This window comes from Peptoniphilus sp. BV3AC2, assembly GCF_000478945.1.
GTDB classification, from domain to species: Bacteria; Bacillota; Clostridia; order Tissierellales; family Peptoniphilaceae; genus Peptoniphilus_B; species Peptoniphilus_B duerdenii.
The window spans coordinates 1-23,879 of the sequence record NZ_AWXD01000004.1 but is presented as its reverse complement, the minus strand read 5'-3'; the positions used below and the strand labels follow the sequence as shown (position 1 = coordinate 23,879).

At 32.1% G+C, this 23,879-nt stretch carries 21 protein-coding genes and 3 pseudogenes; 23 read left to right on the top strand and 1 reads right to left on the bottom strand.

The annotated features are described in order from the left end of the window. Positions 1-3 precede the first annotated feature (3 nt). The 15 genes and pseudogenes from HMPREF1252_RS00210 (at position 4) to HMPREF1252_RS00140 (ending at position 13,593) form a co-directional block, all read left to right on the top strand. Entirely contained in the window at positions 4-669 is a 666-nt protein-coding gene (locus HMPREF1252_RS00210) for an iron transporter (RefSeq protein ID WP_023058856.1), read from the top strand. 57 nt (positions 670-726) lie between these two features. Beyond that, a pseudogene (locus HMPREF1252_RS00205) lies at positions 727-1,988 on the top strand (Fe-S-containing protein). Positions 1,989-1,996: 8 nt separating this feature from the next. Beyond that, complete coding sequence (locus HMPREF1252_RS00200) at positions 1,997-3,280, top strand: ABC transporter permease (protein ID WP_023058867.1); 1,284 nt, start codon at positions 1,997-1,999, stop codon at positions 3,278-3,280. Continuing rightward, positions 3,270-4,418 carry an FtsX-like permease family protein gene (locus HMPREF1252_RS00195; RefSeq protein ID WP_023058904.1) on the top strand — a complete coding sequence of 383 codons (1,149 nt, stop codon included), beginning with the start codon at positions 3,270-3,272 and terminating at the stop codon, positions 4,416-4,418. The genes HMPREF1252_RS00200 and HMPREF1252_RS00195 overlap by 11 nt, the downstream gene beginning before the upstream one ends. An 11-nt stretch (positions 4,419-4,429) precedes the next feature. After that, the gene (locus HMPREF1252_RS00190) at positions 4,430-5,149 is read left to right on the top strand and encodes an ABC transporter ATP-binding protein (RefSeq protein ID WP_023058906.1); all 720 of its coding nucleotides are present in this window, start codon (positions 4,430-4,432) and stop codon (positions 5,147-5,149) included. Further along, positions 5,146-5,571: an FMN-binding protein gene (locus tag HMPREF1252_RS00185; RefSeq protein ID WP_023058864.1), complete on the top strand. Its 426-nt coding sequence runs from the start codon at positions 5,146-5,148 to the stop codon at positions 5,569-5,571. Before HMPREF1252_RS00190 ends, HMPREF1252_RS00185 begins: the two co-directional genes overlap by 4 nt. Continuing rightward, positions 5,571-6,773: an ABC transporter permease gene (locus tag HMPREF1252_RS00180; RefSeq protein WP_023058900.1), complete on the top strand. Its 1,203-nt coding sequence runs from the start codon at positions 5,571-5,573 to the stop codon at positions 6,771-6,773. The genes HMPREF1252_RS00185 and HMPREF1252_RS00180 overlap by 1 nt, the downstream gene beginning before the upstream one ends. 171 nt (positions 6,774-6,944) lie before the next feature. Beyond that, positions 6,945-7,421, top strand: a pseudogene (gene metG / locus HMPREF1252_RS00175) (methionine--tRNA ligase subunit beta); the annotation flags it as partial. A 63-nt stretch (positions 7,422-7,484) separates the two neighbouring features. Then, positions 7,485-7,766, top strand: a complete 282-nt coding sequence (locus HMPREF1252_RS00170) for a CD1845 family protein (RefSeq protein WP_004812305.1) — start codon at positions 7,485-7,487, stop codon at positions 7,764-7,766. Positions 7,767-7,848: 82 nt separating this feature from the next. Beyond that, positions 7,849-8,622 (top strand): replication initiator protein A, encoded by a 774-nt coding sequence (locus tag HMPREF1252_RS00165; protein WP_023058887.1) that lies wholly within the window; start codon positions 7,849-7,851, stop codon positions 8,620-8,622. Next, complete coding sequence (locus HMPREF1252_RS00160) at positions 8,619-9,446, top strand: ATP-binding protein (protein WP_023058859.1); 828 nt, start codon at positions 8,619-8,621, stop codon at positions 9,444-9,446. The genes HMPREF1252_RS00165 and HMPREF1252_RS00160 overlap by 4 nt, the downstream gene beginning before the upstream one ends. Further along, positions 9,439-9,924, top strand: coding sequence for a PcfB family protein (locus tag HMPREF1252_RS00155; protein WP_023058873.1), 486 nt, complete (start codon positions 9,439-9,441; stop codon positions 9,922-9,924). Before HMPREF1252_RS00160 ends, HMPREF1252_RS00155 begins: the two co-directional genes overlap by 8 nt. Next, positions 9,921-10,655, top strand: coding sequence for a BRO family protein (locus tag HMPREF1252_RS00150; RefSeq protein ID WP_023058888.1), 735 nt, complete (start codon positions 9,921-9,923; stop codon positions 10,653-10,655). The genes HMPREF1252_RS00155 and HMPREF1252_RS00150 overlap by 4 nt, the downstream gene beginning before the upstream one ends. After that, positions 10,648-11,643 (top strand): annotated as a pseudogene (locus tag HMPREF1252_RS00145) (type IV secretory system conjugative DNA transfer family protein); the annotation flags it as partial. The gene HMPREF1252_RS00150 and the pseudogene HMPREF1252_RS00145, both read left to right, overlap by 8 nt. Positions 11,644-11,739: 96 nt before the next feature. Continuing rightward, positions 11,740-13,593: a recombinase family protein gene (locus HMPREF1252_RS00140; protein ID WP_002416395.1), complete on the top strand. Its 1,854-nt coding sequence runs from the start codon at positions 11,740-11,742 to the stop codon at positions 13,591-13,593. A 48-nt stretch (positions 13,594-13,641) separates the two neighbouring features. Here HMPREF1252_RS00140 and HMPREF1252_RS00135 read toward each other — a convergent pair whose 3' ends face one another. Next, positions 13,642-14,613, bottom strand: a complete 972-nt coding sequence (locus HMPREF1252_RS00135) for a helix-turn-helix transcriptional regulator (RefSeq protein ID WP_002416394.1) — start codon at positions 14,611-14,613, stop codon at positions 13,642-13,644. Positions 14,614-14,829: 216 nt separating this feature from the next. Here HMPREF1252_RS00135 and HMPREF1252_RS00130 point away from each other — a divergent pair, with 216 nt between their 5' ends. The 8 genes from HMPREF1252_RS00130 to mobQ all read left to right on the top strand — a co-directional run. Then, entirely contained in the window at positions 14,830-16,596 is a 1,767-nt protein-coding gene (locus HMPREF1252_RS00130) for an ABC transporter ATP-binding protein (protein ID WP_002416393.1), read from the top strand. Then, complete coding sequence (locus HMPREF1252_RS00125; protein WP_002416392.1) at positions 16,589-18,337, top strand: ABC transporter ATP-binding protein; 1,749 nt, start codon at positions 16,589-16,591, stop codon at positions 18,335-18,337. Before HMPREF1252_RS00130 ends, HMPREF1252_RS00125 begins: the two co-directional genes overlap by 8 nt. Further along, complete coding sequence (locus HMPREF1252_RS00120; RefSeq protein ID WP_002416391.1) at positions 18,324-18,548, top strand: FeoA family protein; 225 nt, start codon at positions 18,324-18,326, stop codon at positions 18,546-18,548. The genes HMPREF1252_RS00125 and HMPREF1252_RS00120 overlap by 14 nt, the downstream gene beginning before the upstream one ends. A 3-nt stretch (positions 18,549-18,551) precedes the next feature. Then, the gene (gene feoB, locus HMPREF1252_RS00115) at positions 18,552-20,573 is read left to right on the top strand and encodes a ferrous iron transport protein B (protein WP_019117881.1); all 2,022 of its coding nucleotides are present in this window, start codon (positions 18,552-18,554) and stop codon (positions 20,571-20,573) included. Positions 20,574-20,585: 12 nt separating this feature from the next. Beyond that, entirely contained in the window at positions 20,586-20,819 is a 234-nt protein-coding gene (locus HMPREF1252_RS00110) for a hypothetical protein (RefSeq protein WP_002416388.1), read from the top strand. Between the two features lie 286 nt (positions 20,820-21,105). Next, positions 21,106-21,522, top strand: coding sequence for a sigma-70 family RNA polymerase sigma factor (locus HMPREF1252_RS00105; protein WP_002416386.1), 417 nt, complete (start codon positions 21,106-21,108; stop codon positions 21,520-21,522). An 86-nt stretch (positions 21,523-21,608) separates the two neighbouring features. Beyond that, positions 21,609-21,983 (top strand): hypothetical protein, encoded by a 375-nt coding sequence (locus HMPREF1252_RS00100; RefSeq protein ID WP_002416385.1) that lies wholly within the window; start codon positions 21,609-21,611, stop codon positions 21,981-21,983. Between the two features lie 390 nt (positions 21,984-22,373). Beyond that, positions 22,374-23,879, top strand: a 1,506-nt coding sequence (gene mobQ / locus HMPREF1252_RS00095; protein ID WP_023058885.1) for a MobQ family relaxase, incomplete at its 3' end; no start/stop codon positions are given.

The following is a 23,879-nucleotide window of genomic DNA, read 5'->3' as shown; positions in this document are numbered from 1 at the left end:
ATTATGTTAAAAAAGAAAAGTTTATTTCTTGTTGTTATGACACTTGTGTGTGCATTAATGTTTACAGCTTGTGGTAAAAAAGAAGATACAAAAGCTAATAATACAGCTAAAACTTCTACAGAAGAAAACACACCAGCTGAAGGAAACAAGAAAGAAGAAGGAGATGCAAAAGCTGCAGCTCCAGGAGAAGATGCAGGATTTGAAGAATTTCCAATTGGCGATGACCATACTGAAGGACCTTTAGTAATCTCTGGTGTATATTTCCAACCAGTTGATATGGAACCAGCAGGAAACTCAATTCCTAAAGAAGAAGCTGACTGCCATATGGAAGCTGACATTACAGCATCTCAAGAAGGTTCAACATTAGGTTATGGTGTTGGTGATTTTGTTCCATGGTTAAAAGTAAAAGCTTATATACAAAAGAAAGGTTCAGACCATGTTCAAGAAGTAGCTTTCATGCCAATGAACGCATCTGATGGTCCGCACTATGGTGCAAATGTTAAATTTGACGAAGGTGTTGGCGTTTATAATGTAAAATTCGAAGTAGCTGCACCGGGTAATGACTACTTACTACACGTAGATAAAGAAACTGGTGTAACAGGTAGATTCTGGACAGAACCACTTGTTGCGGAATGGACTGACTTCGAATGGAACGGACCACAATGGTAAAATTTTGAAAATTTTTAATATTTGGAAGGGGAATTCATGTTCCCCTTATATGCATTTATGGGGGGTGAAATTATTTTAAAAATTTTTATTAAAGTTATGGAGGCGGGAATAGCCTTTTCTCTAATGATTTCTTTAATACTTGCCTATTATACAACTAAAGAGAGCAAATATAAAAAGTATGTTATTATAATTTCTTTAGTTTTAGGGGTAATTGCAGCAATTGTTTCAATAATTATAAGAAATATACCTAATTTTATTAATAGAACAGAATTGAATTTCTGGTCTATGGTACCCATAGTTATCTCAGTATTTTTAATATTAATCTTTATGATATTTGAAGATAAGATAAATGCTAAAATTTATGATAATTTCATTTCAGCATCGGTTGTTGTTTATCTTGTAGGAATTTGTTTTTATTATTTGCCATATGTATTTAACCAATCAAACAAATTTGTATATTATGGCGAAAGTGCTGTTTCAACTATTGTACTTTTTAGGATCTTAGGATTTGTTTTTGGGATAATCATGATGATTTTATCAGGACTTGCCATATATAAGTCTTCAGTTAAACTTGAAGGTAAAAACTTAAAGATTATTGTTTTTTTGAGCTTGATATGTTCAGGTATAAGCCAATTTAACGTCATAATTCAAAGATTTTATTCTAAAGGGATTATTCCTAGAAATGTTAACTTTTTTAGAGTTATTGCATTTATAGCTAATCACGAAAATGTGTTTTTATTTGCAACAATGTTAATTATGATAGCTATTCCAGTAATTTTATATAAGCAAAATATTAAAGTTAATGAAGATTATAGCAATAGGGCTCAGTTAAGAAAAATAAAGTATAGAATGAAGAATAAAAGACATTGGGCAATTTTTTCCTTGCCGTTCTATTTATTAATACTTTTTCATTAACGTTTGGAAAGGCATATGCTAATAAGGGACAGGCCCTTTCACCACCTGAAGATTATCAAACTGAAAATGGAATGATTGTTATTCCTTTAAGTAGCTTAGAGGATATGCATTTGCACAGATATTTGTATAAGGCAAAGGATGGTGCACAAATGAGATTTTTCTGCATTAAAAAATCAGAAGGTTCCTATGGAGTTGTACTTGATGCCTGCGAGATATGTGGTCCATCTGGATATTTTGAAAGAGGCGATGATGTCATTTGTAAGTTGTGCGACGTTGTAATGAATAGGGGTACAATAGGTTTTAAGGGTGGATGTAACCCAATACCTTTCCCATACATTGTCCATGATAAAAAGATAAAGATTGCGCCAAAAGATCTTGACGCATTGTCTTATGTATTTAAGTAGGAGGGCTTATGTTTTGGAGAATAGTTAAAGGAGCGCTTTTCAGACAAAAGGGAAAGATGGCTCTTATTGCATTTACAGTTGCCCTTGGAGCTTCTCTTGCCACTTCAATGTTAAATACCATGCTCGGCGTTGGAGATAAAGTTAATCAAGAATTAAAGACCTATGGAGCAAATATTAATGTATTGCCTAAGGAAGCTTCCCTTCTTGATGATTTGTATGGCATGCAAGAAAAAGAGGGGCAGGTTCAAAAATATTTAAAGGAATCAGAACTTCCTAACATTAAAACTATTTTTTGGGCTTACAATATTGTAGATTATACGCCATATCTTAACACTTGGGTTTCTTGTAATAATGATTCTAAACATACTAAGATGGTAGGAACATGGTTTAATAATCATATGGATTTGCCTACTGGAGAATCAGTTGATACTGGTATGATTAGACTTAAAAACTGGTGGGAAGTTCAAGGCGAGTGGTTATCAGAAAATGATAGCGATTCAGTTATGCTTGGAAAGATTTTTGCAGACAGAAATGGATTTAAAGTTGGTGATGAAATCCAACTAAAAAGCAATAATTTAGACAAAAAATTAAAAGTTAAGGGTATTTTCTCATCAGGTTCTGATGAAGATGCATTTATATATTCTACTTTAAAAACAGCACAAGAATTTGCTGGAGTTACTGGAGTTGTAAATAAAGTTGAAGTATCAGCTCTTACTACACCAGACAATGACTTAGCAAGAAAGGCTGCCAAAAACCCACTATCTTTAACTATTAAGGAATGGGAAGTATGGTATTGTACAGCTTATGTTTCTGCTATTTGTTATCAAATAACAGAAGTAATGACTGATTCTGTAGCTAAGCCAATTCGCCAAGTTGCAGAAAGTGAAGGAGATATTTTAAATAAGACTACTCTTCTTATGGTTTTAATTACAGTATTAACTTTGATTGGTTCAGGCCTTGGTATTTCTAATCTTATTACAGCATCTGTAATGGAAAGATCTAATGAAATTGGACTTCAAAAAGCTATAGGGGCGTCAAATGGAAGGATAATTTGCATAATTCTTGTGGAAATTATTTTGACAGCGATATTTGGAACAGTTATAGGTTACGGTGTTGGTCTGCTACTTACTCAGATTATTGGTCTAACAGTTTTTGGCTCAGCAATAGCTCCAACAGCTATGGTAGTTCCTATTGTAGCAATACTTATTATTCTTGTTACAATATTGGGTTCAATACCAGCTATAAGATACCTTTTGAATTTAAATCCAACGGAGGTACTACATGGCAGATAAACAAAGTAAAAATAAATTTTACTTAAAAATGATAATGACTTCCTTGGCAAGGAGACGTGCAAGAATGTTAACAGCACTACTTGCTATAGCTATGGGAGCAACAATTATTTCAGGACTTGTTACTATTTACTATGATATTCCTAGACAAATGGGTAAGGAGTTTAGGTCTTATGGTGCAAATATGTTGGTAATTCCCACTAACCCTGATAAAAAAATTACCAATGAACAGTTAGATGAAATTAAATCGTTAATTCCATCAGGAAAGCTTGTCGGTCAGGCACCCTATATTTATACAAATGCAAAAATTAATGAACAACCTTATATGCTTGCAGGTACAGATTTAAAGGGAGCGAAAGAAAATTCTCCATACTGGCTTATTGATGGTTCATGGCCTGAAAAATCGAGAGAAGTTTTAATAGGTAATGAAGTTTCAAAGGCTTTGGAATTAAAAGAGGGAGATAAAATTATTATAAATACTCCCAAAGTTAATGGAGAAGGTTCTATAGATACTAATTTTGTTGTTTCAGGAGTTGTAACAACAGGTGGTAAAGAAGAAGAACTTATTTTTATGAGTATTGATGATATTTCAAAGCTTGTTAAAGACAAAGATTTTGATGTCGTAGAATATTCAATAGAAGCTGAACAAAATGAACTTTCAAAAATAGTATCAAATATTTCACAAAAGGATGGATCTCTAACTCCACAAATGGTAAAAAGAGTTACCGCCTCACAAGATATAGTTTTGAATAAATTACAAGCTCTTGTCTTCATTGTAACGATAATAGTATTATTCATAATGATGATATGTGTATCCACAACAATGATGGCAGTTGTAACTGAAAGGCGTAAAGAAATAGGTCTTAAGAAAGCTTTGGGCGCAACAAATTCGTCAGTAATCGTTGACTTTTTAGGTGAAGGAGCATTTTTGGGGGTTTTTGGTGGACTTTTAGGTGTTGTATTAGGATATATATTTGCCAATAGAGTAAGTATTTCGGTATTTGCTAGAAAGGTAAGTTTCTTGCCTCTTTTAGTACCTATGACAATTATTGTCTGTATAGTAATAACTATAGTTGCATCTTTAATACCAGTATCTAAAACTGTTGATATTGATCCAGCTTTAGTGCTTCGTGGAGAATAGAAAGGAATTTTATGGATATATTAAAACTAGTAGATGTTTCAAAAATTTATGGTGAACTTAAAGCCCTTGACAAAATCAATTTAAGTGTAGAAAAGGGCGAATGGATTTCTATAATGGGTCCATCAGGTTCTGGTAAAACAACAATGATGAATATTATTGGTGCCATGGATAAACCTTCTCTTGGTGAAGTTATTTTGGATGGTGAAGATATAGCAAAAAAATCACCTAAGGAACTAACAGTTATTAGAAGGGATAAGATAGGACTTATTTTCCAACAATTTCATTTAGTTAATTATTTAAGTGCTTTGGAAAATGTAATGATGTCACAATATTATCATTCTATGCCAGATGCACAAGAAGCAATGGAAGCTTTGGCTGCAGTAGGTCTTGCTGATAGAGCCAAGCACTTACCTAACCAATTATCAGGTGGGGAACAACAAAGAGTATGCATTGCTAGAGCTCTTATTAATCACCCTACAATACTTTTAGCCGATGAACCTACAGGAAATTTGGATGAAAAGAATGAATATATGGTTCTTGACATATTTGAAAAACTTCATAATGCAGGATCAACAATTATTGTTGTAACTCACGACCCTGAAGTCGGTGAAGAATCTGAAAGAATGATAACTCTTGAACATGGTAAAATTTCAAAAGAAGAAAAAATGAAAAGAAAAAGACCAGTTCTTGATTCTGTAAAAAAAGATGAAAAACTTAAGGAGTTTATATGAGAAAAATTTTAAATGTATTAATAATTTTTTCTTTGGGGCTTGTCCTAGTTGCTTGTGGAGGAGATAAAAAAGAAGAAGCTCCAAGTGTAAGCTATAAGGACGGCACATATCATGGAGAATCTGTCAAAGATGAAAGAGGCGGACTTGTAAAGGTGGATATAAGTGTTAAAGACAATAAGATTGAATCTTGCACAATGCAAAACATTGATGGAGATGGAAAAGAAAAGGACGAATCTTATGGTCAAAGCCAAAATGAAGGACTATATAAGATTGCCCAACAAGCTATAAATCTTGCAAAGTCATACCCAGATAGATTAGTGGAAAAAGGAAGTCCTGAAGGAGTGGACGTTATTTCGGGAGCAACAGAAACCTACAAGCAATTTATAGAAGCTTGCAACAATGCTCTTGCTGATGCAAAATAATGAAAGATTTATACACAGTTAATTTAGCAAAAAAGAATATAGAAAATAAAAAGACAAGGTCAATTACCTTGATTTTACTTGTAGGAATTTTAACTTTTATATTATTCATGTCATCATTTATAATTTTTTCTCTTAAAAACGGCATGAAATCTCTATCAGATAGGATGGGAGCAGACATTATAGTAGTCCCAGAAGGTTATGATTCCAAAATTACAGGTGCAATATTAAGGGGAGAACCTAATACATTCTTTTTTGACAAGGATATATTAAATAGAGTAAAAAAAATACCAGGAATTGAAAAAGCCTGTGGTCAAGTTTATCTAGCTACACTTTCTGCTGGATGCTGTTCTTTTCCCATTCAAGTTATAGGAATTGACTTTTCTGATGACTTTAGCGTTAAACCTTGGCTAGAAAAACAGATTAAAACTCCAATTAAAGCTGGGCAAGTTGTTGTAGGTGCTAACATTGTGGGGACTATTAATCATAAGGTTAAATTTTTTAATCAAGAATTTGAGATAAGAGGCAGGCTTGCAAAAACTGGCATGGGTTTTGATAATTCAGTTTTTATGACAGTAGAAGAAACTCATAGATTATCCAAGGAATATGAAAAGATAATTAATCATCCGGTGGCAAAAAAAGATGATATATCTTCTATTTTAGTAAAAGTTGAAAAAAACAAAGATCCAAAAACAATTCAAAAACTTATTAAAGAAGAATTTAAAAAAGAAAAAGTGTATCCTTTATTGCCAAGAAAAATAATGACACAAGTTTCAGATTCAGCAAAAAACATGCTTGTATATGTGTATATATTGATAGCTTTGATTTGGATACTAGCTTTCTTTATTTTAAGTCTTGTAAATACCTTATCAGTTAAGGAAAGGAAAAGAGAATTTGCAACCATAAGGATATTAGGAGCAACAAAGAAAAAACTCAGTGAAGTAGTTCTTATTGAATCTATGCTAATTAATGGTACAGGTGCAGTCATAGGTTCTGTGCTTTCCTTTGTTTTAAGTATAACTTTCAATAATGTATTTTCATCACTTTTGAATATGCCTTTTTTAAGACCGAATATATTCCTTATGATTTTAATGTTAATAATAGTAATAATTTTGGGAACCTTGTTAGGACCAATATCTTCAATTATTGCTATTAATAAAATAAATAAAGTAGAATTATTATTGATGCAAAGAGATAATGATTAAAATAGGCTCTTTGTCAAATTTTGGGGAGACTTGTTAACTCGAGTCTCTCTTTTCATTTAAAAATCAATACTTAAACGCTAATAAAAGATCAAAACTAAAATAACTAAAAAACCATTAAAAATAAACATAGAAAACAAGACTCCTAGGGGTTTTGCGAAATTTTCCCGTTTTCTTATCCCAACAATGAAGCCAATAGGCTTAGAAAAGGCAGAAAATGGGGGTTTGTCAAAAGAAACTTACGAAACTTACGACAAACTTACGACAGAAGCAATTGACCTTTCAAAAGTGAAAGTTGAACCATTATTTGAAGATATGGTAAACTTTGAAACTTTCTCAAAATCTGATTTTAGAGTTGTAAAGGTTAAAAACTGCGAAGAAGTTCCTAAGTCAAAAAAACTTTTGAAATTTACATTAGATGATGGTTCTGAAAAAGAAAGAGTTATTTTATCTGGTATTAAGGAATATTACAGCGCAGAGAGCTTAATTGGAAAGACACTACTTGCAATTTGTAATCTTCCTCCTCGTAAGATGATGGGAATCGACTCAGAAGGTATGATTATATCTGCAATTTGTGAGTATGACGGTGAAGAAAAACTAAACTTAATAATGCTGGATGATAATATTCCAGCAGGATCAAAATTATATTAAAGGACACGCTAATTATGAAACTGGGGTTTGTTATGAATCCCAGTTTAATTTTTAGGAGTATGTATGAGATGGATAATTAGAATAATTTTATTACCGATAAGATTAGTGTTGGGTTTGCTCATAGCTTTTTTAACATTCATATTAAGTTTGAGTACTGCGTTGTTAAGCGTAGTTTCTACTTTGATTTTTATAATTGGATTAGCTAGCATTTTTCAAGGAGACAAGCAAATTGTAATTGAAGCACTAATATTAGCATTTTTATTTAGTCCATTTGGATTACCTAAATTAGGTGTATATGTTATTGGATTATTAGAATTATTAAACTATACAATAAAATCAATTTAAAGAAAAATAAATATTAGACAATCGTAGACGATAGAAAGTAATAATTCTATCGTCTTTTTTATTTCAAAGAAAGGAGGAAGGAATGAATTTTGATTATTTTTATAATAGGCAATCTGAGATGTATAACTTCATTAGGTTACCTATAGTATTAATGGAAGATGAAGTTTTTGAGAGCATTTCTATTGAAGCAAAAGTTTTGTATTCATATATGCTTAATCGAATGGGTCTTTCATATAAAAATGGCTGGATAGATGAAGATGGAAAAGTCTTTATTTATTACACAATTGAAAGTATAAAAGATCAATTTAATTGTGCAAGTGAAAAAGCAAATAAATTAATAGCTGAGCTTGATATTAAGTCAGGAATAGGACTAATTGAAAAGAAAAGACAAGGACTTGGAAAGCCTAATAGAATTTATGTTAAAGACTTTATGAGCATATTTAATAATATGGAATTAAAAAATCAAGAAATTCGAAAAACAAAATTCCAGAAGTTCGATAATCGAAATTCAAGAGATTCGAATATCGAAAGTCAAGATTTTCGAAAATCGGAAGGTAACTATAACAATATTAGTAATAATGAGTTAAGAAAGAATGATTTTAGTAAGGGACAAAAGCCTTATGGAATATATAAAAACATATTTTTGAGTGATGAGGAATACAAGGACTTAACAAATGAGTTAGGAAGTAGAATTAATGAATACATTGATAGGTTGTCGTCATATATGAAAGCAAATAACAGAGTGTATCAAGACCACAAGGCAACGATAATTAATTGGTATCTTAATGATCAGGCGAAAAACATTAATGATAATACAACAAGGAAAATGAATTACGATATAGGAGAGAGTTTATGAAAAGTTTAAAAGATTTTGTATTAAGAGAAAATGATATTGAAAGAAATGGACATATCTATTGTAAATCATGTGGTAAAAGAGTCGATGGAGAATTACTTGACCTTGGATTTACAAAGTTTATTCCAAGAATTAAATGTGAATGTGAAATAAAAAGAGATATGGAAAATGCAGAAAGAGAAATATTAACGAGAATATCATCGCTAAAAAGAGATTGTTTTTCATCGCCAAACCAACACCAATATACTTTTGAGAAATTCCTAAATGAAAAAGGTCAAGCTTACAAGGTTGCTTACAATTATGCTAAAAGTTTTGAACAAATGAAGGAAGACAATGTTGGACTTTTATTTTATGGAGATGTTGGCAGTGGAAAGACTTATCTTGCTTGTTCTATTGCAAATGAATTAATTGAAAGAGAACAAGTTAAAGTTAAGATTATGAATTTATCTCAGGTTATAAATCAAATACAAAAATCTGCATTTAAGGTTGATTCAAATGAAATAATAAGTAACCTCTCTAATGTTCCTTTGTTAATCTTAGATGACCTTGGAATTGAAAGGGATACATCTTATGCAAGAGAACAAGTATATAACATTATAAACTCAAGATACTTAAAGGGTAGGCCGACAATTTTTACTACAAACTTATCATTGGAAATTATTCAAAATCCTAATATTGAACTTGAGTATCAGAGGATATATTCAAGAATACTTGAAATGACAATACCAGTTAAAGTTACGGGAGAAGATTTTAGAAGAAAAATCCATCAAGAGAAGTTAAGAAAATACAAAGAGTTACTTTTATATGGAGGTGGAATAGATGATTAATGAAGAAGTATCTAGGTCAAGTCTTAATCTTGAAGTAAGGCTTGCAAAAGCAACAAGTAAAGCAATTCTTGATGCCTTAAAGAAAGTACACAAGCAAATAGAAGAACAAGGAGGCTTGAAAAATGTAATAAAAAATAACGGAGAAGAAGTAAAACTAAAGGATATGGTTAAAAAGGGGCAGTTAGAAGAAATTAATCTAAAGGATCCTGAGTTAAAAGAACTAAAGAAAATTTTAAACAAACACGGAGTGAAGTTTTCTGTTATGAGAGATAAGGAAACTGGTAACCACTCTGTGTTTTTTCAATCTAAGGATATAAAAGTTATGGAACACGCCTTTAAAAAAGCAGTTAAGGCTTCTGAAAGAAAGGTCGATAGGAAAGATTCAATAACTAAGACTATAAATAAGTTTAAAGATATGGCTAAGGACACCATTAGCAAAGATAAAGTTAAAAATAAACATAAGGAGCAAAGCTTATGATAAGTAATTTAAAAACATTTGAAAATAAAAATTTTGGGAAACTCACTGTTATAGAAAAAGACGGTGAGTTTTTCTTTATAGCTAATGAAGTAGCAACTATGTTGGGATATGTCAATCCAAGAAAAGCTATTTATGACCATGTAGATGAGGAAGATAAGGGTGTAACGAAATGGAACACCCCTGGAGGAATACAGAATATTTCAATAATTAACGAATCAGGATTGTATTCACTTATCCTCTCATCAAAACTACCACAAGCAAAAATATTCAAAGCTTGGGTAACTAGAGAAGTCTTACCAAGTATTAGAAAAAATGGAGGATATATAGTAGGGCAAGAAAAGAAAACTAACGAAGAGCTACTTGCAGATGCAATTCTTGTAGCCAATAGAATTATTGCTGAGAGAGAAGAAGAAATTGAAGAATTAAGACCAAAGGCAGACTATTATGACAAATTAGTAGATTATAACCTACTTACAAACTTTAGAAATACTGCCAAAGAGTTAGGAATACCACAAAATCAATTTATAGGCTTTTTAATGGATAAGGGATTAATTTATAGAGATAAGAAAAAGAAACTCTTACCTTATGCAGATAAGAACAAGGGATATTTTGAAGTAAAAGAATGGGTTGATCCACTTGGTACACTTGTAGGCATACAAACATTTATAACACCAAAGGGAAGACACTACCTACTAATTTTATTAGATAGCGAAGGTTTCTACGATGAATAAGGTATTAGAAGCCATTCTTTCTGATATTAAAAACTTAATTAAAATAGACAACCCAAAGAAATTTATATTATCAAACATTCCTTATCTATCCTTTTTCTACATTGGAAATATCTTTTCTAAGCACATCAATTCTTATGTTGGAGGAGATATTATTGATAGAATAATGGTGGGAATTTCTGATATAGGAACTTTATCTTATATACCAAGTATTAATCCAAGGGACTTGTTAGTAGGTATTTCAGTTGCTGGTCTTGTTAAGCTAATTGTTTATAGTAAAGGTAAAAATAAAAAGAAATACAGGCAAGGTAAAGAATATGGATCTGCAAGATGGGGAGAAAGTAAGGATATTGCTCCATACATTGACCCTAAGTTTGAAAACAATGTTCTTATAACTAATACTGAAAGACTTACAATGAACTCAAGACCTAAAAACCCTAAATATGCTAGAAATAAAAATGTATTAGTAATAGGAGGTTCTGGATCAGGTAAAACGAGATTTTATGTAAAGCCAAATCTAATGCAAATGCACTCTTCCTATGTAGTAACAGACCCTAAAGGCACGCTTGTGTTAGAGTGTGGGAAAATGCTCTATGAAAATGGATATGATATAAAGATATTAAATACAATAAACTTTAAAAAATCTATGAAATACAATCCCTTTGCTTATTTGAGAAGTGAAAAAGATATTTTAAAACTTGTCCAAACAATTATCGCCAACACCAAGGGAGATGGAGAAAAGGCAGGAGAAGATTTCTGGGTAAAGGCTGAGAAGTTATATTACACTGCTCTTATCGGTTATATCTATTATGAAGCACCAGAAGAAGAAAAGAACTTTAAGACACTTTTAGATATGATTGACGCAAGTGAAGTTAGAGAAGATGACGAAACCTATATGAACCCAATTGATAGGCTCTTTGAAGCTCTTGAAAAGAAAGACCCAAGCCATTTTGCAGTTAAGCAATATAAGAAATATAAGCTTGCAGCAGGAGTAATAGAATTAAGGAGAACACTTAATCACTGTTTTAGTGAAACATGTACTTCTTAATTCTTTTTTATTTAAGAAATTAAGAGGAAGGAGGAAAAAGTGAGGAATGTTGAAAAGATAACAGCACTCTATGAGAGATTAAGTCGAGATGATGAACTTGAAGGAGAGAGTAACTCAATCGTTAATCAAAAGAAAATCCTTGAAGAATATGCAAGTAAGAATAATTTAACCAACATCATCCATTTTACAGATGACGGAATAAGCGGAACACAGTTTGACAGACCAGGCTTTATGGAAATGATGAATGGAGTAAATACTGGAAATATCGGTTGTATCATCGTAAAGGATATGAGTAGACTCGGCAGAGATTATCTCAAAGTCGGTCAATGTATGGAGATATTAAGACAAAAGGGCGTAAGATTGATTGCTATCAATGACAATGTAGACAGCTTTTACAGAGAAGATGATTTTACCCCTTTTAGAAATATTATGAATGAATGGTATGCAAGAGATACTTCAAGAAAAATACAATCTACATTTAGATCAAAAGGAGAAAGCGGAAAGCATACGGCAAGCACTCCACCTTATGGCTACATCAAAGATGAAAAAGACAAAGATAAGTGGGTTGTAGATGAAAAAGCAGCCGAGATAGTAAGACGAATATTTAATCTTACAATGGACGGAGCAGGACCATACAAAATAGCAAAGATACTGGAAGCGGATAAGATAGATATACCCGCTTATCATCAGAAAAAATTGGGATATGGATTACATCAAAGCAAAAACTTTGAATATCCTTATCGTTGGTGTAGCTCCACAATTGCAAGTATCTTAAAGAAAAAAGAATACTTAGGGCATACAGTTAACTTTAAAACAAGAAAGCATTTCAAGGATAAGAAAAGTAAATATGTATCCGAAGATAATTGGCTCATCTTTGAAAATACTCACGAAGCCATCATAGACCAAGAAACCTTTGATAATGTGCAAAGGATAAGAGGAAATGTAAAAAGGTATCCTGATGGTTGGGGCGAATATCACCCACTAACAGGACTGATGTATTGTGCAGATTGTGGAAGCAAGATGTATGTTCATAGGACAAATAACTATAAGAATATTCCTTATTATGTTTGCAGTAATTATAAGAAAGTACCTTGCGGAACGCTATGTCCATCAGCTCATAGGATAAAAGCAGAAGTAGTCTTAAACCTTATCCAAGAAACATTAAAAGATATAAAAAATTATCTTGATGAAGATAATGAAGCATTTATTCATTCCATTCAAAATGAAATGGAAGAAAAGGAAAAGGCACATATAGAAAATAAAAAGATAAGATTAACAGAAAGCCAAAACAGGCTTCAAGAGCTGGAACGATTGATGTGCAGAATTTATGAAGATATGATTTTAAATAAGATACCGAATAATCGCTATGAAATTTTAAATAACCAATATGAAACTGAGCAACTCACGTTAAGTAAAGAGATTAAAGACTTAGAGCTTGTAATATCAAGATATGAAAAGGAAACAGATAAGGCAAGAAAATTCATATCCCTTATTAGTCGTTATGAAAACTTTGATAATCTCACAAACACAATGATAAATGAGTTTGTAAAGAAGATAATCATTCATGAAAGAGATAGGAAAGGCAGTCAAACATCAAAGCAAAAGATAGAAATATATTTTAACTTCATAGGAAATTATGAAGTGCCAAAAGAAGAGTTAAGCGAAGAAGAACGATCAAAACTTGAGGAAGAAGAACGAAAAATTAATGAGAGAAGAGACAGACTTCATCAAAATTATCTAAAGCGTAAAGCAAATGGAAAACAACAGGAGTATGAGGAAAGGTATAAGGAAAGGAGAGAACAGAAAAAACAGGAGAAGTTAAAGGTTTTGAAAAGGGCAGGTATACTGATGAAGGATTATAAAAACAAGGAATCATTTAAAGAGAGCGTGTAAAAATTACACGCTCTAAATTTATGTTTTATAATATTGGGATAAATTTCTTTAGTTAAGCATACTTCTATATTTACTTGGTGTGATACCATAAGTTGATTTGAATATTTTAGCAAAATGTCCTGTGTGTGTATAGCCAACTTTTTCTGCTATCGTAGATATTTTATACTCGGGATTTTTCAGCAATAATAATGCCCTATTAAGCCTTAGTTCTTTTAAGTACTCGTAGGGAGGAACACCGTAGTATTTGCGAAAAGCTAATTGAAATCGCGCAGGACTCATTAAAGCAATTTTAGAGAGTTCAAGTCCGTCAATATGAACCGATAAATCTTTTTTCATAGCTGATACAGCCCTTTTCAGATTTTGCTTATCTTTTTTAGTTAAGACAACGGATATATTTTTTTCCTTTTCTTCTAACTCTGTAATTATGATAGATAATAGTTCCATAACTTTGCTTTCCAAATATAAAGGCAAAATCTTTCCTTCAGCTTGGGATTCTCTTATCTGTTGAAATATAAAATTCAACTGCGGAGAATTTTGAGTTTTTAACAAATAAGAATTAAGAATCTTTGCTTTTTCATATTCAAAATCATCATATTTTAATTTTAAGAAAGTATCAAAGTATTCTTTGGTTAGGATTATTTTCGTAAACTTTACAGGCTTATTTGCCTCACAATAGGTATAAGTTTTCTTTTCTGTATTTAAGTAACAATATATACCTTTTTCTACATTATTTAACTTTCTGCCACCGACTTTAAATGAACTGCTTTCTGTTTCAAATTGGCTAATCTCTAAATACTTTTCAGATACTTCGGTTATTTTCTCCATTGTTTCATTTGGAGTAAAGTTAGCAATTAAAATTAGAATTAAACGGCTGTCAAATTTTAGTATGCGAAAAGTACCTTTGCCAAAATGGGGATCTATTTTAAAGATTTGTTTGTTTTCAGTTGATAAAGTTGGAACAGGAATAAAAGGAGCGTCATGTACTAAGTTTGTTAAATAATCAATAACTGTTCTATCCATCAATTCTACTCACCTCTTTTAATATCACAAATTTATTTTATTATATCACAAATTTATAAAAATGTAAATAGAAATACTGATAAAAAGCTTATAAATAAAGGGATTACAAGGAATATCAAAATTCATAGTTAGATTTTGAGTTATAAAAAATTAGCTTTATAATGAATGTAGTTAGTTAGATACGGCTAACAATTATGAAAGGAGATGGAATAACTAATGGAAAAAAAGAAGACAGGGATATCTTATGTATTCCAATTAGCAAAAGATGAGAGAAAAAAGCTACATTTAGGAATGTTTTTATCTGTCATTTCTGCGGCTTTATCATTAGTTCCTTATTTTGTAGTTTATAAGATATTACTAATGATATTCCAGAAGAATATTTCGTATACAGAAATTTTAATGTGGGCAGGTATAGGAATTATAAGTGCTGTTTTGCAAGCAATACTAATGTCCTTTGCGGGCATTTTATCTCATACAGCAGCTTTTAACACAATACACAGAATTAAGCTGAAAGTTGTAAATCATATTTCAAAATTTAATTTGGGATTCTTTCAAGAGCATGCCCCCGGAGAAATTAAAACATTGTTGTTTGATGATGTAGATAGAGTTGAAAATTTTTTGGCTCATAGCACTTTGGAATTAGCTCAGGCAGCAGTTGTTCCGGTTATTATGTTCATTTTCATGTTGAAATTAAATTGGATGATGGCACTTGTTATGCTTATTCCTATGATTTTGGGATTAGGAATTCCTATGATGCTAATGAAAAATTATCCGGATATGTCAACGGAGCTATCCGAAGATATTGCTGATTTAAATGCTTCGGCAAACGAATTTATAAAGGCTATGCCTGTAATAAAAATGTATCATTTAACAGCAGAAAAATTTGAACAATATAGAAGCTCATTGAATGCGTATATTACTTGTTGGAAAAAGATGTGTATGAGCTCTTGCTATCCTTTATCAATAACCTTAGTGGTTTTGGATTCAGCAATCTTATTTACATTGCCGTTCGGAGGATATTTCTTTTTGAGAAATTCTTTATCAGCAACATCCTATTTGCTATTTATTATGCTTACAATGTGCTTTTTTGTTTCGTTCTTAAATATGGTAACAATCTTTATGCAATCTATGGAGCTTGGAAGCGGATTGGATAACATAAAAAAAATAATGGATATGGATGAATTGAAAGACGGAACAAAAATCATAAACAAGAATGAGTGTATGAAAATAGATTTTAAAGACGTTACTTTCAGCTATGACGATGAAGAAACAAAAAATAAAGCATTACAACATATAAATTTATCCTTAAAACCGAATACAATAAATGCTTTTGTGGGACCTTCTGGTGCAGGCAAGACAACTGCTGCACAATTGATTGGGAGGTACTGGGATGTAACAAGTGGAGCAATTAAAATTAACGACATACCGATCAATGAATTAAAAATAGATAATTTGATGGACATTACATCATTTGTTTTTCAAGATGTATTTCTTTTGGAGGACACTCTCTATGAGAATATTCGTATGGGAATAGATACAGATGAAAATAAGATTATTGAGGCTGCAAAAGCAGCACAAATTCATGACTTTATTATGAGTTTACCGAATGGATATCAGACAAGAATCGGGGATCAAGGGGTGAAATTGTCAGGTGGACAGCAACAAAGAATCTCAATCGCTAGAGCAATACTCAAAGATTCTCCAATTATTATTTTTGATGAAGCAACTTCCTATTCAGATATAGAAAATGAGTACCAGATACAGTTAGCACTTCAAAACTTGTTGAAAAATAAAACAATCATTATGATTGCTCATCGTTTGCATACTATTAAGAATGCAGATCAAATTGTTGTATTTGATGAAGGGGAAGTCGTAGAGGTTGGAACACATAAAACTCTTTTAGAAAGAAAAGGGGTCTATGAAAGTATGTGGAACACATACACAAAAGATTACTTTGGAGAGGGGGTAAGTGCAAATGCTTAAGATTATTAGAACACTTCTGAAAGATAAAAAAGAAAAATTGTATTTACCGATTTTTCTAATGGTTATTGATTCGATAGGAAGCATTGTTTTGTATTTAATGCTCTATTTTACCGTTGTTAATATATTGCAAAATACATTAACTAAAACCTTAATCATAGAATATACGGTAATATGTTTCATCAGTATGATTGCAAGGATACTGATTTATAGGCATGCATACTATTTGAGCTTTTCAAGAGGAGCTGAAATGTGTGGAGATATGCGTTTGGATTTAGCAAATCATTATAGGAGTTTGAGCCTTGGTCATTTCCAAAAAAATAGTAGTGGTTATCTATTATCAACTCTTACAAAGGATTTGAGTAGTTTTGAACTGATCATAACGCACACTTTACCATCGGTTATTAAAACGGCAGTTACAGCAATATTGATTTTATTAGGCACATTTTTTATCGATTGGAAGCTCGCATTATTAGAGTGTTTAGTATTGCTTATCGCATATCCTATGTTGATATGGGGCAACAAATTGATAGAAAAATACGGGGCAAGAAAAAGAAATTTAAATTCTAAGATGATTTCTATTATTTTAGAGTACATTCAAGGTATGAAAGCGTTTAAGTCAGCTAATATGACAAGTGAACATTTTGAAAGAATGATAAATACACTTGAAAATGTTAGAAAGACAAGCGTAAACGCAGAAAAGAAAATGGCGTTACCTACAAGTATGTACTTTATCACAGTTAACTTTTTGCTTCCGATAGTTCTTCTTATAGGAGGATATTTGCTTATAAATGGTAGTGTTAGAACTGAACAGTTTGTGGCTTTTATGCTTATGAGTTTAGCATTATCTGCACTTCTTATTGCCTTTCAACATTCCTATGGACTATTGAAAGATTTGAAATTAGCTGCAAGTAATCTTGAGAAAGCTTATGAAACGAAGCCATTGCCTTATTCTGAAAATGAAGTTGAATTAGAAAATTTTGATATTCAATTTAAGAATGTAAATTTTTCTTATGATAGAAATAAAACGATTCTGAACAATATTTCGTTTGAAGCAAAAGAAGGAACTTCTACAGCTTTAATTGGTCCTTCCGGTGGAGGAAAAACTACAATCGCTAATTTGATTGCAAGATTTTGGGATGTAAATAGTGGAGAAATTATAATTGGTGGAAAAAATATAAAATCCATAAAACCTGATGTGTTGCTTAAATATGTTAGTCAGGTTTTTCAAGATAATGTACTGTTAACCGATACTGTTTATAACAATATCAGGGTTGGAAAACCTAATGCAACAAAGGAAGAAGTTTATCAAGCTGCAAAATTAGCTTGTTGCCATGAATTTATTTTGAAAATGAAGGATGGATATGAAACGGAAATAAAAGATGGAGGAAGTACATTATCCGGCGGTGAACGACAAAGGATTGCTATTGCAAGAGCGATTCTGAAGGATGCACCAATTCTTTTGTTGGATGAATCTACAGCTTCTCTTGATCCTGATAATGAAGCTAAAATCAATAATGCTTTGGAGCATTTAATGCAAGGAAAGACAGTTTTTGTTATTGCTCACAGATTGAATACCATTAAAAACGCTAATCAAATTATTTTGATAAATAACGGAAGAATTGAAGAACAAGGAAATCATAATGAACTTTATGGAAAAAAAGGACATTACTATGAAATGGTAAATACACAGGAAAGAGCGAAAAAGTGGATGATAAAGGAGAATAGTTATGGAGAGGCTTAGTACTTTGAAAGAAAAGACAAAAGGTAAAGTTGTTGAAATTATTGGTGATACACATTTTCAAAGCAGAATAATATCTATCGGAATAACTGTCGGAAGCGATGTTGAAGTTATCCAGAATTATAAAAAGCAACCTATTCTCATTTATTGTAGAGATACGATGATAGCTGTCAATAAGATAGAGGCAGAGAAAATAATGATGGAGGTACTTTGAGATATGAAGAAAATAACGATTGCTTTGCTGGGGCAGCCTAATTCTGGAAAATCGACTTTGTTTAATGGGTTGACAGGCTCAAATCAACATGTTGGAAATTGGCCGGGTAAAACCGTTGAGAAAAAAGAAGGCGAATTTTCGTATAAAGATACCAATTATACGATTGTGGATTTACCAGGAACTTACGGATTATCAGCAAATTCAGAGGAAGAAGTTATAACAAGAGAATATATAGAAACCGGGAACGCAGACCTAATTGCTATTATGGCAGATGCTTCACAATTAAATCGAAGTCTATTTATGCTCTCTGACTACATTGGAATAAATATTCCGGTTGTCTTAATCATGAACATGATGGATGTTGCTACAAGTCAAGGGAAAAATATAAATATAAAGGGGTTACAAAAATCCTTGAATATACCTGTCATTCCTATCGTTGCGGCAGATAAAAAGGAATACAAAGAGTTTTATGCTTTTCTGGAGCATTCAGATAGAGGAAAAATTTTATCTGACGAAAATTTAGAAAGGGCATATGAAAATATTGTTGGAGATAACTATAAGCTATTAAAAAAACATATCCCTGATAAAGGTATAGGTGTATTTTCAAAGTCGTGGATTATCGGAAAATTATTAGATCAGGATGCAAAAGTAATTGCGTTAGTAAAAGATAATGTTGAAAAAGTCGAATTTGAAGAAATAGAGAACGTATTAAAAAGCATAAAAAATGGCAATTTAATAACCGGTAATTGTAAATTTGAATGGATAGATAAACTTATCAATGCAAATGTTATTCAGAAAAAGAGAGTATTTAAGAGAAGCAAATTTGATCGTATAGCCACAAGTAAAGCTTTCGGAAAACCTATGGCTATCGGAGTTATCATTTTAGGATTAGTTGCTTCTATGCTCATCGGATTTCCGCTAATGGGGTTATTTGGGTTTGTTATACCTAAAATATCAACATTGTTGGCAAAGGGGCTTGTCGCCATTGGAGTATCAAATTGGCTGATTTCACTTTTGTGTGGAGCCGTAATGACTGCAATTACTTTTGCATTGCAAATGGCAAGTTATGTATTGGGAATTAGCTTAGTATTTGGATTCTTGGAAGATGTAGGATATATGGCAAGAGTTTCCTATGTCTTTGACAACACTATGTCGAAATTAGGATTGCAAGGAAAAGCAATTATGCCGTTCTTGTTAAGTTTCGGCTGTAATATAGGTGGAATCACAGGAACGAGAGTAATTGATTCATGGGGACAGAGGGTTATGACGATTGCATTATCTTGGGTAGTCCCTTGCGGGTCAACATGGGGAGTAGTCGGGCTTGTTACAGGAACATTCTTCGGAAAACAGGCAGTATTTGTGATATTAAGCCTATTTGCAGTTGCTTTTCTACATTTACTAATCACATATAGGATTTTCAGAAAATCGCTTTATGAGGGAAGTGAACATTTTGGAATGATTATGGAACTTCCACCATATCACAAGCCACATTGGAAAAATTTACTTTCTTCTGTAATGAATAGGATGGGAAATGTACTGAAAAGGGCATTGAGTATCATTATCCTTATTTCTGTTATATTTTGGATTCTTGCCTATACGCCTGATGGAAATATAGCTAACAGCCTTATTTATAAAGTAGGAACATTTATAGAGCCTGTAACAAAATTGTTTGGGTTACCATGGCAATTATTTATGGCTTTTGTTGCTTCTGCAATGGGAAAAGAATCGGCATTAGGAGTAATGGCATCATTATTTACTTCTTCAGGAATATGGCATGCAGTTGAGGTTAAAGGGACAGTAGATACCGCTATTCTAAGCAATAATATGTTGACAATGATTTCAAAGCCGGAAGCCTTAGCATTTACTTTTGCCTTTTTCTTCAATATGCCTTGTTTGATGGCTCTTGCAGCTACCGCACAAGAAACACATTCAAAAAAATGGACGATAAAAATAGCACTGTATTATATATTATCGGCTCTAATTATATCTTGTGTTGCATATCATATTGGACTACTGATTTTTTAAGGTGTGATAAGTATGCTTATACAACTATTAGAAGTATTGAAAAAGAAAAAGACTTGCACTTTGCAAGAACTTGCTGAACTGACAGGTGAGGATTTAGATAGTGTAAAAATGAAAATTGAATATCTCGAAAATAATGGATATTTGGTAAAAACTAAAAGGTCTGCAACAAGTAAATGCCAAAGTCAATGTTCGGGATGCTCGAATTGTGTTGTTAATCAAGATGATATTTGGATTGTAAAAGAGTAGTTTGGTTAAGTACAGAATCAAAGAATGGAGGTTAAAATGTAGCTAAGCAATGGAGGGATAAATAATGAAAACACTAAATTTTGTTATTCACATAAGATATATTTATCATTTTTTATGCTTGGAATTGCTTACACGTAGCAATAACACTTTACCAGAAACAACAAAATAGAAAATCATATAAAATATTAGTTTTTAAGCCGAGAGGACTTTTTACGTCAAAGTGTAGAAGTCCTCCTTTTTTATTCTCAAAAAGCAAAACAGAGAACTTAAAAAGGAGGATAACACAATGCCTAATAAGGAATATTACCTTTATGTCAAAGGGGAAGCTATACCCATAAGTGAAGAAGTCTACAAAGCCTATTGGAAGATAACAGAGCATGAAAAATATCTTCAGAAAAAGGATTGCAAGTATGGAGTTATTCCATTTTCATCATTAGATCATGATGGACACTTTGTAGATAACATCATAGATGAAAAAATAGACTTAGAAAAAATTGTAGAAGTCAAAATGCAAATTGAAGAACTGCATAAGGCATTAGCTACACTGACAAAAGAAGAAAGAGAGTTAATGGAAGCCATCTTCTACAGAGAAGAAAGTCTTAGGTCAATCAGCAGAAAAGAGAAAGTTACACATCAGGCAATCGGACAAAGGAGGGATCAAATTTTAGAAAAACTAAGAAAGATTTTAGAAGATAAAATCTAAAAAATGATGAAAGGTTAAGTATCAAAGAAAGGTGCTTAGCCTTTCTTTGTTTGGAACACAACAATATTGAAATGGAGGAATGAAAAATGAAAGAGTTAGAAAATGTAATGAGCCAGTTGGAAAAAGAAACTAAGAAAAAAGAACAGGTAGAAAACAAAATTAAGCAACTAAGACAAAAGAAATCACAGCTAAAAAGAAAGGCGGACACGAAACGAAAAGTAGAAAAAGGAGGCGTGTTTGAGAAATTTGAAAAACAGATAACCGGAGCAGAAGAAAGTACCGACAATGATTTAATCTATGCCTTTTTAGATTATGTACTTTCCGATAATCGAAATAGAGAAAAGCTAAAAGAACTTACAGAAATTCATTTAAAAGAAAAAGAAATCTCTTTAGAAGAAAATCCAAATCTTAAAGAGGAAAATGCAAATGATGATTTTGAAGAACTGACAGAGGAAGAATAAGGAAAACAGAAAATGTATTAGAAACTGAGATGGAGCAAAGTGAGAACATTTTAACACTTTGCTTTTTTGTGGATTTGAAAAATCTACAAAAAACAAAGTTCACAGGGGTCTAAGGGGGAGTAGCCCCCTTGAACAAATAAAAATGCTTTAGCGTTTTCGTTTCCTTAGCGGAGCTATAAGCTTTCCGCAGGAACGCAAAGCACCGTAGTCAAACGGTGTATCTTTGCGCCCTTTGAAAAAGGGAGCGAAGATACCTATCATCATAAGGATACTAAAATATAAAAATTAAATATCAGATAAAGAGTAGCAGATAGAAAAATGTTAAGAAAAATCTATCTGCTTTTCTTATGCCTAAAAATATAAAAACACAAAATTGGAAGGAGCTAAAAAATGGAGATAAAAAGCCTACATACCCATGTAGATATAGTTTCAAGGTCAAAAGGGCATAGCGTGATTGCAAAAGCTGCATACAATGCAAGAGATAAATTACAAGATGAATACTATGGAAAAACACATGACTATTCTAAAAAAGAAGACCTTGTATTCTCAAAAATATTTCTGCCGGAACATATCCCGAAAGAGTTTTCAAACAGAGAATACCTATGGAATGAAGTTGAGAAAATCGAAAAAAGTAAAAATTCACAACTTGCAAGAAATCTGCTCTTTACACTTCCAAGAGAATTAAATGAACAGGACAGAATAAAGTTAATCAGCGAATTTATAGAAGAAAACTTTACTTCTAAAGGTATGATAGCAGACTGTAATATTCATAATCCTATGGCAAGCGATCATGAAGAACAACCACACGCCCATATCCTACTTACCCTTAGAGAAATAGACGAAAAAGGGAATTGGAAACCGAAATGCAGAAAAGAATATATCCTTGATGAAAACGGAGAAAAGATAAAACTGAAAAGTGGAAACTATAAATCAAGAAAAGTAAATTTGAACGATTGGAATGAACCTGACAAAGTAAAAGAGTGGAGAGAAAACTTTTCAAAGAAAGCAAACGAATACTTGGCAAGAAACAACATAAATAAAAGGATAGATCCACGCACCTTTAAAGAACAAGGCAGAGAAGAACTCCCGCAAATTCATTTAGGCACAAGCAGTTATCAGATGGAGAAAAAAGGCATACAGACAGAGAGAGGAAACCAAAACAGAAAAATCATAGCCTTGAATTTAGAATTTAGAAAATTAAAAGAGGAGCTATCCAAACTTACGTCTTGGATAGGCTCGTTACTTGGAAGTCTGCAAGTAAAATATGATGAATACAAACAGGAGAAAAAAGAAGAATATGAGAACAAGGCGGAACTCTTTAATCTCTATGAGTACATCAGTATTTATTATGACTTACAGGGAGAAAAAGCAAGAAAGTTAAATCCCTATGCAAGCAACAAAAAGATAGGTGCAGACCTAAGACGATTTTCCAAAGCAAGAATATATCTGAAAGGCAACAATCTTAAAACCATAGCCGACCTACAAGAAAAGATAAGCACATTACAATCCCAAAATAAGAAAATTAGTCAAGACATTAAGGCGAAAACCACAAGAATAGAAAACTTAAATAAATGCTTTGCCTATGCGGACATCATCAAGGATAACAAAAAAGTCTTTGAGGAATGGAACAGTAAATCCCTATTCAAAGACAGCTTTTACAATTCCCATAAAGATGAGATAGATAAATATAAAAGAGCAAGGGCAATTCTTGAAAAGATAACAGGCTCATCGGCGATTAAGTCTAAAGACTGGAAAAAAGAAATCCAAACCCTTGAAGATGAAATATCGAGACTCAACAGACAATCACAATCAATCAAAGAAGAGTACGAAAGTATCAACCATATCAAGTATGCAGTCAAGACAGTCAATGACGATTATGGCATAGACCTAAGTATT